The organism is Novipirellula sp. (genome assembly GCF_041583735.1).
Lineage (GTDB): Bacteria > Planctomycetota > Planctomycetia > Pirellulales > Pirellulaceae > Novipirellula.
The window spans coordinates 1-14,152 of sequence record NZ_JBFHFD010000175.1 but is presented as its reverse complement, the minus strand read 5'-3'; the positions used below and the strand labels follow the sequence as shown (position 1 = coordinate 14,152).

Annotated in this window: 12 protein-coding genes and 1 pseudogene; 4 read left to right on the top strand and 9 right to left on the bottom strand. The window is 56.2% G+C overall.

Going from position 1 to position 14,152, the window contains the following annotated elements:
* On the bottom strand, positions 1–895 hold an 895-nt coding region (locus tag ABX962_RS14865; protein ID WP_372720707.1), incomplete at its 3' end, for an HD-GYP domain-containing protein.
* A 395-nt stretch (positions 896–1,290) separates the two neighbouring features.
* Here ABX962_RS14865 and lhgO point away from each other — a divergent pair.
* Positions 1,291–2,529, top strand: coding sequence for an L-2-hydroxyglutarate oxidase (gene lhgO, locus ABX962_RS14860; RefSeq protein ID WP_372720705.1), 1,239 nt, complete (start codon positions 1,291–1,293; stop codon positions 2,527–2,529).
* Positions 2,530–2,690: 161 nt separating this feature from the next.
* Positions 2,691–3,608 carry a 4-hydroxy-tetrahydrodipicolinate synthase gene (gene dapA, locus ABX962_RS14855; protein WP_372720703.1) on the top strand — a complete coding sequence of 306 codons (918 nt, stop codon included), beginning with the start codon at positions 2,691–2,693 and terminating at the stop codon, positions 3,606–3,608.
* A gap of 503 nt (positions 3,609–4,111) precedes the next feature.
* On the opposite strand, the gene ABX962_RS14850 is transcribed toward dapA, so the two are convergent.
* A complete protein-coding gene (locus tag ABX962_RS14850) occupies positions 4,112–4,963 on the bottom strand; it encodes a GIY-YIG nuclease family protein (protein ID WP_372720701.1) in 852 nt (283 codons plus the stop codon).
* A gap of 118 nt (positions 4,964–5,081) precedes the next feature.
* Between ABX962_RS14850 and ABX962_RS14845 the strand changes: the two genes are divergently transcribed.
* Both ABX962_RS14845 and ABX962_RS14840 read left to right on the top strand, forming a co-directional pair.
* Positions 5,082–6,065 carry a D-2-hydroxyacid dehydrogenase gene (locus ABX962_RS14845; protein ID WP_372720699.1) on the top strand — a complete coding sequence of 328 codons (984 nt, stop codon included), beginning with the start codon at positions 5,082–5,084 and terminating at the stop codon, positions 6,063–6,065.
* Complete coding sequence (locus tag ABX962_RS14840) at positions 6,062–6,286, top strand: hypothetical protein (RefSeq protein WP_372720697.1); 225 nt, start codon at positions 6,062–6,064, stop codon at positions 6,284–6,286. Before ABX962_RS14845 ends, ABX962_RS14840 begins: the two co-directional genes overlap by 4 nt.
* Positions 6,287–7,715: 1,429 nt before the next feature.
* Here the strand turns inward: ABX962_RS14840 and ABX962_RS14835 are convergent.
* From ABX962_RS14835 to ABX962_RS14805, 7 genes and pseudogenes are all read right to left on the bottom strand, one after another.
* A complete protein-coding gene (locus ABX962_RS14835; RefSeq protein WP_372720695.1) occupies positions 7,716–8,216 on the bottom strand; it encodes a 6-pyruvoyl tetrahydropterin synthase family protein in 501 nt (166 codons plus the stop codon).
* Between the two features lie 218 nt (positions 8,217–8,434).
* Positions 8,435–9,283 carry a triphosphoribosyl-dephospho-CoA synthase gene (locus tag ABX962_RS14830; RefSeq protein WP_372720693.1) on the bottom strand — a complete coding sequence of 283 codons (849 nt, stop codon included), beginning with the start codon at positions 9,281–9,283 and terminating at the stop codon, positions 8,435–8,437.
* The gene (locus ABX962_RS14825) at positions 9,273–10,229 is read right to left on the bottom strand and encodes an alpha/beta fold hydrolase (protein ID WP_372720691.1); all 957 of its coding nucleotides are present in this window, start codon (positions 10,227–10,229) and stop codon (positions 9,273–9,275) included. Before ABX962_RS14825 ends, ABX962_RS14830 begins: the two co-directional genes overlap by 11 nt.
* A 209-nt stretch (positions 10,230–10,438) precedes the next feature.
* Entirely contained in the window at positions 10,439–11,386 is a 948-nt protein-coding gene (locus tag ABX962_RS14820; protein ID WP_372720709.1) for a ParB/RepB/Spo0J family partition protein, read from the bottom strand.
* A 46-nt stretch (positions 11,387–11,432) separates the two neighbouring features.
* Positions 11,433–12,179 (bottom strand): ParA family protein, encoded by a 747-nt coding sequence (locus tag ABX962_RS14815; protein WP_372720689.1) that lies wholly within the window; start codon positions 12,177–12,179, stop codon positions 11,433–11,435.
* Positions 12,180–12,479: 300 nt separating this feature from the next.
* Positions 12,480–13,472, bottom strand: a complete 993-nt coding sequence (locus tag ABX962_RS14810; RefSeq protein ID WP_372720687.1) for a TIGR03009 domain-containing protein — start codon at positions 13,470–13,472, stop codon at positions 12,480–12,482.
* Positions 13,473–13,789: 317 nt separating this feature from the next.
* Positions 13,790–14,152, bottom strand: a pseudogene (locus ABX962_RS14805) (hypothetical protein); the annotation flags it as partial.

Sequence of the window (14,152 nt, the reverse complement as noted above, 5' to 3'; positions counted from 1 at the left end):
TCAGTTGAATGTAGGCATCGACCACATTCAAGATTCGTGCGTATTGATGAATCCGGGCTCCCCGCAACCCACGGGGGAACCCCGATCCATCGTATTGCTCGTGCACTTGTTGCACTGCGATCCGAACGGACGATGGGGTCTCCGGAATTGCCGCGACACAATCAAACGCAATCACGGGATGCTTTTCATATTCCCATCGCTCGGAATGCGAGAGTTTTTGGGTGGCGTCACGAAATTTTGGATCCAGCACGTACAAACCGATGTCATGCAGCAATCCTGTCAAGCCAATCTCCAGCGCGGTGGGACCATCCAGCCCCATTTCGATGGCGACCGCCATCCCCATCACTGCCATTTGTACCGAGCGACGTTCCAGAGCGACATCGTTGCTCGCCGCCCCGATCTCGCCAATCGTTTGATCATGATCGTCGATCATCGAACGCGCGAACGAGTCCGAGGTGGCAGTCAGCGGCGATATGGAATCAAAGTCGCGAGTCTGCAGGGCGTGGTTGATTTGTTCGAACCTCGCTTTCGCAGTGCTCATGCACTTGTTTAATTCCTCCGTCCGTTCGCTGCTCAAAGGTTGGTCATGGCGATCGACAAGCAAATCCTTCAGCGGCAACGCCTCTTCCCAGACGCCTGAGAACTTGGGCTTGCTTTGCGACGATTCTTCGAGGGTGCCACGTCGCAGGTGTTTACCGGTTAATTCCGCAATATCGTTAGGGTGGACCGCAATGACGTCAACGTTTTGCTCTTGCAGATGGGCTACGATCGTCGGGGTGATGTGCGTTCCTGAACCGAGCAACAATACCCCTTCCTTGCTGAGAATGGGATATCCACACGTCGCCCCAGCGCACAATTTTTCTAGAGGTAGTTCGACCGTTTCTGATCGTGACATTTGCCGTCAATTCCCGATGAATCAATAGAGTTACCATCACTGCTCAAAACCGGACTTTGAGAGTACGTTGATGGCGTTTCGCAGACGCAGCGTCTCAAACGAGGTAAAATTTGCCTCGTTGACACAATGGATCAATCGAAACCTATGTTACGAAATCGGCAACGACAAACCCGGACAGGCTCGATAAGGTCGGATTGCGGATTCCCGCACCCTAGTGACGTGGGGTTGTTCGTATTTCCGAGTCATTCGGTCATGATTTTGCGGGCTATCCGTTTTTGGCGGGCATGCCGACGTAAATCGTGGCCCAATTTCGAATCTTCATGAATGTCACATCCCTAGCCCCGACACTAGCCCTAGCCCCGAAACTAGTTCAAGCATCGAAAGTAGATTGCTCAATGAATCGCAACGCTTCGCCCCCCGGTACCTGCGACGTGGTCATCATCGGTGGCGGGATCGTGGGGCTCGCGACGGCGACGACGTTGATCAGGCGACACCCATCGCTCGCGGTCTGTGTTGTCGAAGCGGAATCGCATGTTGCAGCGCATCAAAGCGGCCACAACTCGGGCGTTTTACATTCGGGGATTTACTACAAGCCGGGATCGGCGAAAGCAATCACGTGTCGCAGCGGCAAAGCGTTGATGGAAGCGTTTTGCGACGAGCACCAAATTGCCTGGGACCGTTGTGGCAAGGTAGTGGTTGCCACGGATGCAATCGAGGCCGAGCGATTAAATGCGATTGCGAAGCGTGCAATGGAAAACGGAGTGGAATATCACCGCATCGACACCGATGCACTTCGCGAAATCGAGCCTTCGGTCGCGGGAGTCGCGGCGCTGCATGTGCCTGAGACGGGGATCGTGAACTACGCCAAAGTATGCGAGGCGATGCGGCAGCAAATTTTACGAGGCGGCGGGCATGTGGTGTTGTCGTTCAAGGTGAAACGAATTGAAACGGTTTCGTCGTCGGTGGCGATCACCGATTCGAAGAATCAGACCATCCACTGTGGACGCATGATCAATTGTGCGGGGCTGCAGAGCGACCGCATTTTGCGAATGGCCGGTGGGCGACCGACGGTGAAGATTGTCCCGTTTCGCGGCGAGTATTACGATCTCGTGCCCGAGCGCGAGCATCTGTGTCACCATTTAATTTATCCGGTTCCCGATCCGTCGTTTCCGTTTCTGGGGGTCCATTTCACACGGATGATCGATGGCGGTGTCGAGTGCGGGCCCAATGCGGTGCTGGCGTTGTCGCGGCACGGTTACGATTGGCGGACGCTCAACGCCGCTGACTTGCTCGAAACGCTTCGCTACGGCGGATTCCTGAAATTAGCCCGCAAGCATTGGCGAACTGGGGCGGGCGAGATCCACCGCTCGCTGCGAAAAACGGCCTTTGTTTCGGCACTGCAGAAACTGATCCCCTCGATCCGTGCATCCGACTTGCGCCCCGGCCGTGCCGGTGTTCGGGCGCAAGCGGTCACGCCTGAGGGAGAGTTGGTGGATGATTTTTTGATCGAGACGACCGAACATGCGATCCACGTGCTCAATGCCCCCTCGCCAGCGGCAACCGCGTCGCTAGCGATCGGCAGCAAAATCGTGGACTGTTTTGAATCTGGCGAAACGAAGTCGAGCGGCATTTGACACCGCATTTACCGCGTTGCGAGCGACCCGACTCACCGTGAATCGAAGCCGGGACGCTTGACGAATCAGGGGGCGAAACACTAGGTTTTCAGCTGAACCAAAGCCGGTGACACGTGTCATTAGCTCTGACGCACCTCCAATTCCAAGAACGCGATTCCAATATGACTTTTGAGACCCGCCCACGAAAGGGATCTGATTTTGCTGGCCTTTCGGTCGCGATTGTCACGCCATTCACCGATGGTGAGGTGAATTACCCTCGTCTGAAAGAACAAGTCGAATTCCAACTCGAAGCTGGCACCCGCTGTATTGTTCCCGTCGGAACGACTGGCGAATCGCCTACGCTTTCGCACGACGAACACGAAAAAGTCATTGCCGAAGTGATTCAGTGTGTGGCCGGACGCGCCAAAGTGATGGCCGGCACCGGCAGCAACAGTACCGCCGAAGCACTGCGATTGACCAAGCGAGCGGCAGCCGAAGGAGCCGATGCAACGCTGCAGGTTGCTCCGTATTACAACAAGCCGACGCAAGAAGGTTTTTTCCAACACTTCAAAGCGGTCGCCGAAGCGGTCGACATCCCGGTTTGCGTTTACAACATCCCCGGCCGTTGTGGCAAAGAGATCGATGTGGAAACCATCCAGCGTTTGGCGGAGGTCGACGGGATCACGATGGTCAAGGAGGCGACCGGAAAACTCGATCAATGCTCGGCAATCGTCGGCACCACCGATTTGACCGTTTTGAGTGGAGACGATTCGTTGACGTTGCCGATGATGAGCGTCGGTGCGGAAGGGATTGTGTCGGTGGTAGGGAATTTGGTGCCGCGGGATATGATCGAATTGGTAAATGCGGCTGCCAGTGGCGATTTTGTTAAAGCGATGGCAATGCATCACAAATTGTTCGCTCTGTGCCAGAACATGCTCGGATTGTCGACCAATCCAATCCCGCTAAAGGCGGCCATGATGATGGTCGGCCGCGACTCGGGCGAATTGCGATTGCCAATGACCACGCTGGACGATGCGTCGATGGAAAAGCTCAAAGAAACCTTGTTCGCCTACGGCATGAATTCGGCGCTGGTGAATTAGCAGTGACCGTGGTTTGGAGGCGTTAAGTTTTCAACCGCCTTGTTAGCGGTGCGGCGCAAGCCGCCCGCTAAATTTCGAACGTTATTTCACGCCGCAACCGGACAGCTCGCACGGTTCCGCTACCAAAGTAGATGGCGTTGGGCTGCAAAACTTTGGGCTTGTTGTGATTTTTGGTTGCGCCGGTTTCTGCCACCTCTCCACCAACTTCGTTGGGGGAGAGGTCGAACGGAGCCTTCAGCGACGTTCGGGTGAGGGGGCTGACCGAGCAAGTCGCTTGCCGACGACAACGCTGTTTGCACCGGAATTGCTCGCCGATAGCGCGGTCGCCCCCTCACCCGAGCAACGCCTAAAGGGCGTGCTCGACCTCTCCCCCGACTTCGTCGGTGGAGAGGTAACTGCTATACAAGCCGGAAGATAATGTCACCGCCATTATCCGATAACAACAGCGAAGATTTAGCAGTCCAAGCGTGCCCCGCTCCGCTACGAAATACTGCGATGCTGGTTCACGGCCGCACATTCAGTCGCGGTTGCCGACTGCGGATCAATTCGCTTTCATAGGCACGACGTACGGTGACTCGCTTGGCTGGACTGTCGCTCGGAAAAACGTGAAGCTCGACGGTCACTCCGGCCGACGCTTCGCTGCGGAGATACTCGGCCAACGTCGCTCGATCACTGCCGTTGAAATGATCGCTCAGCCGGAGACGCAAATTCTTGGCTTCTCCGATATACAAATAGCCGCTGGCCGTGCGAAATAGATAGATACCTGGTCCGTCGCTAATCTCCTCGGACGCGATAGACTGTTGTAGCGAATCAAGCGAATGCGTTTCGATCTTTCGCTGCCAATCCGCGACGCGGAGCACCAACTCGGGTTTGAGCGCTCGACGTTTTCGCAGCGACAAGACGGCTTTACGGACCGCGACGGAGTCAGTCCCCGGCGAGATTTTTTCGGCTTCGCGACCGAGTTCCTCACGAAACGCTGGATCCGCGAGCAGCGTGTCGCTGGAAATTCGATGGCGATCCATCACCACGCGAGCGGCGATTTCGGCGATCGGAACGATCGATTCGTCGACGGGGATGCCGCGGCGGGTCGCCTTGGATGTCAACTTTCCTGATTTGCGTAATTGCAAAAGCGCTAGCAGCGCAGCTCGCTCAAAACCATCGGCCCGCGGATCGCTTCCTGAAAGCTCCGATAGAAAGCGGCTCCTCAGATCATCCTGGATCATTACTTCGTCGGCACTGAAGCCGGCGGAGGCGACCGTGAATGCGGCATCGATCTCTGCTTTTGAAAAATCGTGCCCCGTCGCTGGCGTCGCGACCAGCACGAACGCGACAGGAATCAGCGCGAACCAAGCCACCTTTGTGAGTGGGCGGGTTGACGGTAAGTTCTTGGTGGACATTTTTGTTCGGTGCGGGGGGGGGTGATTGTGAACTTCCCAATCGCCAACTTTCATTTCCCTTCAGCCTATCACAGCCATGCGAATCGTTCTCTGTTTTCCGGTGACTGAAAAACATATCCAGCAGATCGAATCTGCGGCGCCCGATGCGGAGATCGTCAACGCAGGACAGGAACGGATCGACGAGTTATTGCCCACCGCCGACATCTTTATCGGACATGCCAAGGTGCCGGTCGATTGGGACCGCGTGCTCAAAGCGAACCGGTTACAGTGGATCCAATCCTCTGCGGCGGGATTGGATCATTGCTTGGTTCCCGGTGTGATCGATTCCGATATCCCGGTCAGCAGCGCGTCGGGACTATTCGCACCCCAGGTGGCCGAGCAAACCTTTTCGCTACTGTTTGGTCTGCTACGGTCGCTGCCGATGTTTTTTCGTGCCGAGTCGAAACGCGATTTCACGCGGTTGCCTACGGACGATTTGCGAGGCAAGACAATCGGAATTGTCGGCTTGGGTGGCAACGGCCGGATGATCTCGCGAGTGCTCGCTCCGTGGGATGTCCGCATCGTCGCCACCGATTTCTACCCGGTCGACAAACCCGACGAGGTGGACGAGTTGTTGCCGGCCGATCAGCTGGACGAACTATTGGCGGTCAGCGATATCGTGATCTTGACGCTGCCGCTGAACGCGGGCACCCAAGGGCTGTTCGACCAAGAGCGAATCAGCAAGATGCGACCGGGCAGCTATCTGATCAACGTCGCGCGAGGGAGCGTGGTGGTCGAATCAGCGCTCGTCGACGCGTTAGCGAGCGGTCACCTTGCCGGTGCGGGATTGGATGTGACCGAGGTCGAACCGTTGGCCGAATCGAGTTTGTTGTGGGACGATCCCAAAGTCATCATCACACCCCATGTTGGGGCGCAGTCCTATCGACGTGTCGATGACACGGTCGATCTGGCATGCGTCAACCTGAAACGTTTCCAACAAGGCAAACCGCCGTACAATCGAGTCGACAAACGACTTGGGTTCCCGCATCCGTCGGTGGTGTGGCGAGGAGAAACCGAGTGAGCAGTCCACGCGAAGGCAAAGAATGCCAAGCGGTGATTCACAACGAGAACGCCAAGGAATCGGGTCGGTATGGAAGTGGGCCGATCGCGCTTCCGGACGAGAGCGCCGAGGATTTTGTGGCCGAATTCAACCGCGTCTACGCATCGATTGGTTGGACGATCGAAAGGTTGGCGGGCGAACAGGCCGAAAGGCTAGACGATTCAAAACAAGATGCGTCCTAGTGCATCATCTAACGTAGTGGACGAGGCAACGAGTCCTTTTCATTCGCTGAGCGTAAGAAACTCGTCGCCTCGTCCACACCCTCACATAAAACCGAGTCAAAGGACGATTGGTTTTTCAGGGCTCAAGATTCGAGTCGCTCGAAGCGGAAGTCGTGCGTGACTTTCGTTGCATGTGACAGCTGATCCGAAACACGCACGCGAGTTCCGTGTGCTTTAAAATGACGCGGTAATGCAGCATTCCGACGGAAGGTTGCTTCCGTACAGACATATAAAAATCCTCGACGGCTTTCGTGGCAGCCGCCGAGGATTTCGTTTTTTCTTAGCATGACTAGGGGGGACGTTGCGTTATCGGATGGGATGCAACGGCTAGTCGATCATTCTATCTTGTCGACTCGGTTGGACTACCAACCAGCGCCACAGCTAGGCTCTGCACATCCGCAAGGAGCAGGTGCAACTTCGCAACCGCAAGTTGGACCAGCGTCACAGCAGTTGTGGTGCTTGTGGAACAGACCCTTCAAGAATCCTTTGACCTTTTCGCCACAGGTTGGGCCACATTGTTGTGGGCAAGCTGGCTCGCAACCGCAAGCTGGCTCGATGACTTCGCAACCGCAAGCTGGCTCGACGCACGAGTCACAACCGTGGTGCTTGTGGAACAAGCGTGACAGAAGACCTGGCTTAGCGATTCCGCAACCGCTGTCGCAGCAAGGCTCGGCTCCGCAAGTTGGCTCAACAGCACAACCGCAAGCAACAGGGGCTTCGCATCCGCATGCGGGCTCTACGTCACAACAGCTGTCACAGCCCTTGTTACAAAGTTTGTCGAACAGGCCGAATGCACTTGCATTGACCGAGGAGCTAGCGACGAAGGCAACGGCTAGCAAAGCGGGAATGAATACACGACGCATCGTGGTTATCTCCAAAAGTTTTTTTTAGGTATGGGAAGGTTGAGCTAGCACTGCCGCGTTAGGGCCAAGCCGATCAAAGCGAGCGACTTGTAGTAGTGCGTAACCCTGATCAACGGAAGTCAGACACAGCGAACCACGTTGACTTGTGATACGACAGAGCTAGCGAGAGTGAAGCGGCTTGGCGTTTCCCTCTCACACAATGAAGTATCGACGCGAATAGCGGATCAGCAGACAAGTTCCCCTCAGAATCTCGATCCTGCTAGCATTTTGGTTGGGGACGTATTGGTGGTAGCAGTTGACGGGGAAAAAGGGCCGCAGGATCGGCATGAATTCCCGTAAAACGCTTCGCAGATGGGGCTATGCATCCCCCGAAAAACGCAGCAGTAGCGAACGTCGCCAAGACTTTCGGCCACCAAGGGGCGACGTAGCGAAAGCCAGCAAGACTTTCGGCCGCCAAGGGGCGAAGCGGTAACCGGACGAAACTCTCGACGTGTTCCGCTACCCTCAAAACAACGCTCGCCAAGACATTAAACGGTTTGCCAAGGCAAACGGCAAACACCCCATTGGCCATGGTTCTCGTCCACCGCGACCTCGATCCAACTGAGCGCGGCACCGAATTTTTCGCGAGTCGCTTCCCTCACTCGCTCGGCGATCACGCGAGCGATCTCTTCGGCCGTGGTGTTCACGACAGGCAAGATCACGCAGTCCTCGTTGGGAAACACCCAGCGGCGATCGCGAAACCGGGCAGTGGTTTCCTTCGCATCGCTGGTGACTTTGATCTCCGCATGATGCTCGGGAAGAAGAATGTGATGATCTAATAAAGTTGTCTGAGCCAGCACGGCATCACGCAGCGCAATAAAGTCGACAACGTATCGGTTCTCGTCGAGCGGCCCTTCGACGCTAGCGCGGACCGCATAGTTATGGCCGTGGATCCGTTCGCAAATGTCACCAGCAAAGGTAATAAAGTGAGCCGCCGAAAAAACGAACTGCTCTTTGGTCACGTCAACGCGGAAAGTGGCTTGGGACATGCTGGGATCTAATGTTGTGTAAAGGAGAAGTAGGCGAGTTTCATGGCATTGGGATAGTGCTCGATTGCCAGAGCTTTGCGCTTGTTGTGATTATTCGTTGCGCCGGCTTCCTGCCACCTCTCCCCCGACTTCGTCGGCGGAGAGGTAACTGCAGTTTCGGCCGTAAGAAAAAGTCGCCTCCAATATCCGACGACAACACCAAAGTTTTAGCAGTCCACCTAAGCCCTTACTAATAATACGAATAGCGCGGCGGCAATCAGATCGGCGGTCGTGCCTGGATTTAACCGATTACCATCGCTTCGAAGATAGGTGTCAAATTCTGCAACTGCGCCGCTGTCGCGTTTGTCCAATTTGCTCGCCCGCTGCTGAACCGCCTTGGCAATCTCCCAACCACATTTTCGAGCGATCAAGGTATCGGGGTGATCGGCGAGGAGGTCAATGTGGGCGTCCGCAATCCCCCCCAACACGCTCCCGCTCTCTGTGATCGCTCTATCGACAAGCGGAACGACCCGATCGAATAAGTCTTTGAATCCGTTGGCATACTGATAAGCCACTAAGTCTCGCTCGGCCGCCAAACGCATGGCGGCGATCATGTCGCCTCTGGAAGTGGCGGCGTCGCGAACGTCCATCTCTTGGGTCGTACCAAGTCCGCCGGCGGAGGCAGACCGAATCGCTTCGAAAATGCACGCTGCATCGTCTTGGTTTTGCCCCTCCAACAGCGCGGCGACACCGGGCTGGAGATCCGAATGGATGTCTCGATGAGCGACCTCGGCGATCGGACCGATCAACAGCAGGATGCCAAGATTGACATTCGAGCCGATGGAAAGTCTCGTCTGCCGAACCGCCCCGAGCACACTTTCGCTGAAATGGCGGCCCGGCATCGCAAATGCTTCTGCGGCAATCTCGGCAGCAACGATGAAGTCGCCGAAGTGCAAATTGCCAAACGAGCGACCGGGAAAGACATTCCCTGCCTTGGGGGCCGTCGCCTCCAACACGCAGGCCCAGCGAACGGCGTCGCCAACCGACCGGACTTGGAATCGCAATGTATCTAATGGATCAGCGGACATCGCCATCTCGTTGCTGCTGCGGTACCGCATTTGCCGCCGGATCAGGGCCAGGCATTTCGGCTTGCAAGAACTCTGCCATCGCCGCGATCACCTCCTCGTTCGCATCTTCGATCACGTAATGACCTGCGTCAGCAATTTCGACCGCCTTGGCTTGAGGCCAAACCTGTTGAAAACGACGCAAGCATTCTGGACGGAAGCACCAATCTTTCATCCCCCACACCAACAGCGAGGGGACCGACGCCAGCGATGGCAGATCCGATTCGAGCTGGCGAAGCGTTGCCATCGTGGGATGCTTGCTGGTCAGCGGAATGTCGCGAACGAAGGCATCGTTGGCGACACGGTTGGTCCATGAGTTGTAAGGGGCCAACAGACCGCGTACCGCGTCCTTGGGCAGCGAGTTCCGCGACATCGCCATGGTGATCGCGGCACCGGCGAACGCATTCAGCCCACGCACCGCGGCGGAACCCAAAACAGGAATACGACACGCTGCAATCCGCCATGGGACATAGGGGGGCGGAAAGGCGGCTGTGTTTAAAAGAACGATCCGTGCGAGTCGGTCACGGCGTTTGAGCATCGACGTCAATCCGATCGCCCCGCCCCAGTCGTGGGCGACCAGCGTGACCCGCTTCAAGTCGAGCGCGTCGATCAAATGGACCAGATTGTCGCGGTGGTCGGCCAACCGGTAGGGGAATTGCCCTTTTTCCGCATTACGTCCGCGAACCGGTTTGTCGCTCCGACCGCAACCGAGGTGGTCGACCGCAACGACGCGGTGCGTAGGGCTGAACCGCTCGACGATGGAACGCCAGTAGAAACTCCAGGTCGGATTGCCATGCACGCACAGCAGCGTCTGCTCGCCCGCGCCTTCATCAAGAAAACGCAGGGTGTGCGATCCAATGGTCAATTCGCCTGATTGATAAGGCAACAAGTCTTCAGCAATCGATTTCATTGCCAAAGTGTCGCTCAGTTTGCCGACTTAGGGAACCACCCGTGAAACAATCGGGAAACTGCAAAGAGTGGGAGAGTGGGAGAGTGGGAGAGTGGGAGAGTGGGAGAGTGGGAGACAGGGAGTGTTGCGTTTTCACCACTCCTTAACTCCTCTTCTCCTCTTCTCCTTGCCTCCCCCTCTCCTTGTCTCCCCCTCTCTTTCCCCGCTTCCTAGCCGGCGACCTTCAGTCGCGGCGGTTGTCCGGCATCGGCCAGGATGGCGCGAAGGCGTTCAAATTCGTCGGGATCCGAGAAGTGCAGTGTGATTTTGCCACGACCGCGAGCCGAGCTTTTGATTTCGACCTTGGTACCAAAGATCATTCGCATCTCTTGCTGCATCGATTCAATCTGTGGCGAAACCGATTTGCGTTTTTGCCGAGTCGCGTTGACGATTTTCTTGCCGGTCTCGGCGTCCTCTTCGGCCTTCAGCAATTCAGCGACGTGCGTCTCGGTCGCGCGTACACTCCAGCTGTCTTCCATAATTTTGCCAGCGGTACGAATTTGAACCTCCTCGTCACCGATCGGCAGCAGGGCACGTGCATGGCCGGCACTGATTTCGCCCGCCTGCAGCAGGTCCAAGATCGCCTCGGGGAGCTCTAGCAGTCGCATCAAGTTAGCGATCGTGCTGCGGTCAATGCTCAAGCGACGAGCCAGGTCGTCCTGTTTGCATTTGTGCTCGTCGATGTAGCGTTTGAAAGACAACGCCTTTTCGATTGGGTTCAGGTCTTTGCGTTGCAAGTTTTCGATGATCGCCAATTCGGCGACCAAGCGATCATCGGCCTCGCGGACCTCCGCCCGGATCGTTTTCAATCCGGCGTGAATCGTAGCACGCAGACGGCGTTCGCCACTGATCAGCTGGTATTTGCCATCGACGATGCGAACCAGCACGGGTTGCAATTGCTGATGGTTCTTGATGCTTTCGGCAAGCGACGCGATCTCGTCGGGATTGAATTCCCGTCGAGGCTGGAACGGGTTGTTCTGGATCTCGTCGACTTTGAGTTCGAGCGATTGGATCTTCGATCCGCCGCCCTTCTTTTCGCTGCCCCCGCCACTATCGCCACCGCCTAAATCGGAGGCCTCATGGATGGGATTGCCATCTTCGTCCAGTGGCGTGCCCAATAGCGCGGCGAGCCCTTTACCTAAACGTCGATCCTTCGTTGTTGCACTAGTCACGCTCGAGCACCTCCATGCACAGCTGGGTATAAGCAAACGCGCCGCGGGATCGCGGTGCATACTCAAACACGGTTTGGCCGTGGCTCGGGGCTTCGCTCAGCGAAACGTCTCGAGGCACGACACTGTCAAACACGATGTCGCCAAAGAAGTCTCGTACTTCTTCGTCAACCTCGCGGGTCAGTTCTAGGTAGGGATCATACATAGTTAATAGGATCCCACCAAAGGTCAGTCTGCCGTCCGTGGCAACGATGACCTTCTTTATTGTTTGGATTAGTTGAGTCAGACCTTCCATCGCAAAGTATTCGCATTGGATTGGCATCAACACCTCGGTGCTGGCCGTCAACGCGGTCTGAGTCAATGGGCCTACGCTGGGCGGACAGTCGACCAAGATAAAGTCGTATTGATCGATGATCGAATCGAGATGTTTGCGAACCTGCGATGTTTCGGTCTCGCCGGCATCCGCCAAACGATCGACATCTTGCAAAGTGCGGCTGCCACGCAAAATCGAGAGGTTCGCGACCTCGGTTTCGACAATCTTGCTGTCGATCGGTTCCGGGTTGATGATGGCGTGGCCATCGGACGGCTCCAAACCGAGCGAACCGGTGGCATTACATTGGGGATCCAGGTCGACCAACAACGCTCGTTGTCCGGACATTGCTAATGCAGCCGAAAGGTTCACGGCCGTGGTTGTCTTGCCCACGCCTCCCTTTTGATTGACCACGCAAAGAATCCTTCCCACGGTGTCCACATTCCTATTCGAGACTGGCCGCGTTTCATTAGCGGCAAGAATGAACAGTACGCGAAATGTTTCCGGTGAAACAAGTCTGGTTTCACAAGAAACTGGCGTTGACTCCGCTAGGCAATTCTGTATTCAGGGTGAGGTAGTGGATCTTGCTAAACATCTGCTGCATGGGGATCTTTAGCAAGATCCACTACCACGCAGTAATGAGAGGCGGGTCCTCCGCAACCAAACGAAAAAAGCCCAGGACGTTTAATCCTGGGCTTCGTTAGTATTCATGCGTTGCTGCGAGCGAGCGACTTACTTGATTTGGCCGCCATTGGGGTTTGCAGCTTGCTGAGCTTCGGGTTCCGCGTTCGGGTTGAACGTATCGCGGAAGATCGTCCAGTCCGCTGGTGGGCGTTCTTGGATGAAGTTGTCCATGAAGTTGGCGATCGCATTGCCAACGCCGTTTCGCTTCATATCAACAAATTCATAATGGTCCCACTTCGGTGCGTTCTGAGCGTGGAAGTTTGGAGCGTACATGATCAAGGCTTGCGGGAGGAAGGTTTCCTTCTCTAATGCGATTTGCACCATCTTGTACTGGGCACGATCGTCTTGTCGCTTGGGCCAAGCTTCGATCAGGACAATCTTGTCGTTCGGGGCGGCGACTTGGCGAACCCAGTAGCGACGTTGGATTTCAGCGGCATCCAAGTTGAAGACGAAGGGCAGCGGGCTGTTGAAGATCTGTTGCCCTTGCATGTCTGCGGGCAGGTCTTGGATCTTGCATTGCTTCTGGCTGCGATCCATTTCGATCAACTGCTTGCCATTGCACACCCAATGTTCGCCAAACAGGCCGGCCTGAGGTTCATAGATAGGCTTGCCTTCTTTCTCACCTTTGTAGAAGACCAGCGAATCGACTCGAAAGACGCCCTTGTCGGGTGCTGCGTACTTGATCACGCCATCGGCGCGAGTCGCATGCCGGCCAACTGGGGCGGCCAGGTTGTCGTAGTGCCAACGCTGGAACTTGCAATCGAGCGTACGAGTCCCTTGGCTCTGTTGTTGCCAAGCAAGCAGCAGTTGTTGCAATTGAGCTTGTTGAGCCGCGTTCAGCGGAGCAAATGGCTGAGCTGATTGCGTGGGAGCCGCCGTACTGGCTGGCGTTTGCTGGCGAGCGACTTGAGCTTGCGCCGCTCTGCCGCCGTCCTGCGCGTAAGAGGGCGCGGTTTGCTGAGCCAGTGCAGAATGGAAATTGGTTGCCAAAGTGACGGCCAGTGCCGCAGCAAGCAGCTTTGTCCAGTGTGGTCGCATCATCCGTGACGCCTGTTTGATAAAAGTCGTGATACTCGGGCCTCGACCATTTCCATATGGTCCGATTCGCCGAGTCGACTTTAACAAGCATCCCACCCGTGGCGAAAGAGAGAATCACAAAAGTTTTCGCCAGACAGCTTCAACGTTCGCTTGCCCGATCGAAAAGTCGTTGATCGCTCCCGCGATCAAAGCGGACGGCAGACTGGAGGTCCCGATTCATTGACCGTGGCCAGACGTTTAATGTACGCATCGCTTTGTACGCATCGCTTTTTTAGAGCAGGCTCCATTCGCTGCGCCGAAGACGACCGGCAAGTCCGCATCTACTCAGCCGTCGCACGCCACCACGGATTGTTCTTGTCCCAGACCTCTTCGGGCATCGCCTCGCCAGAATCAGCTTCGCCCGATTCGGTCCACTCGCTGCGAGCGACCGAGGCGAGTTTTTCCTCGGAAGAGACAAGTTGACGCGATGGCTCGCGCTCGAACCATGCCCACTGGATCGACGGTTCTGGATCCGAGTAGTCGATTTCATCGTCGATGTATTCAGGTTCGATGACGATCGACTTGACGCGTTTGGGTTCGGGGCGTCGTGGCTGTGGCTTGGGTTCCGGTTTCGGAGGCTCGGGCTTTACCGGTTCGGGATTTACCGGTTCGGGGCGAACGGCTTCGACGACCGGCTCGGGCTT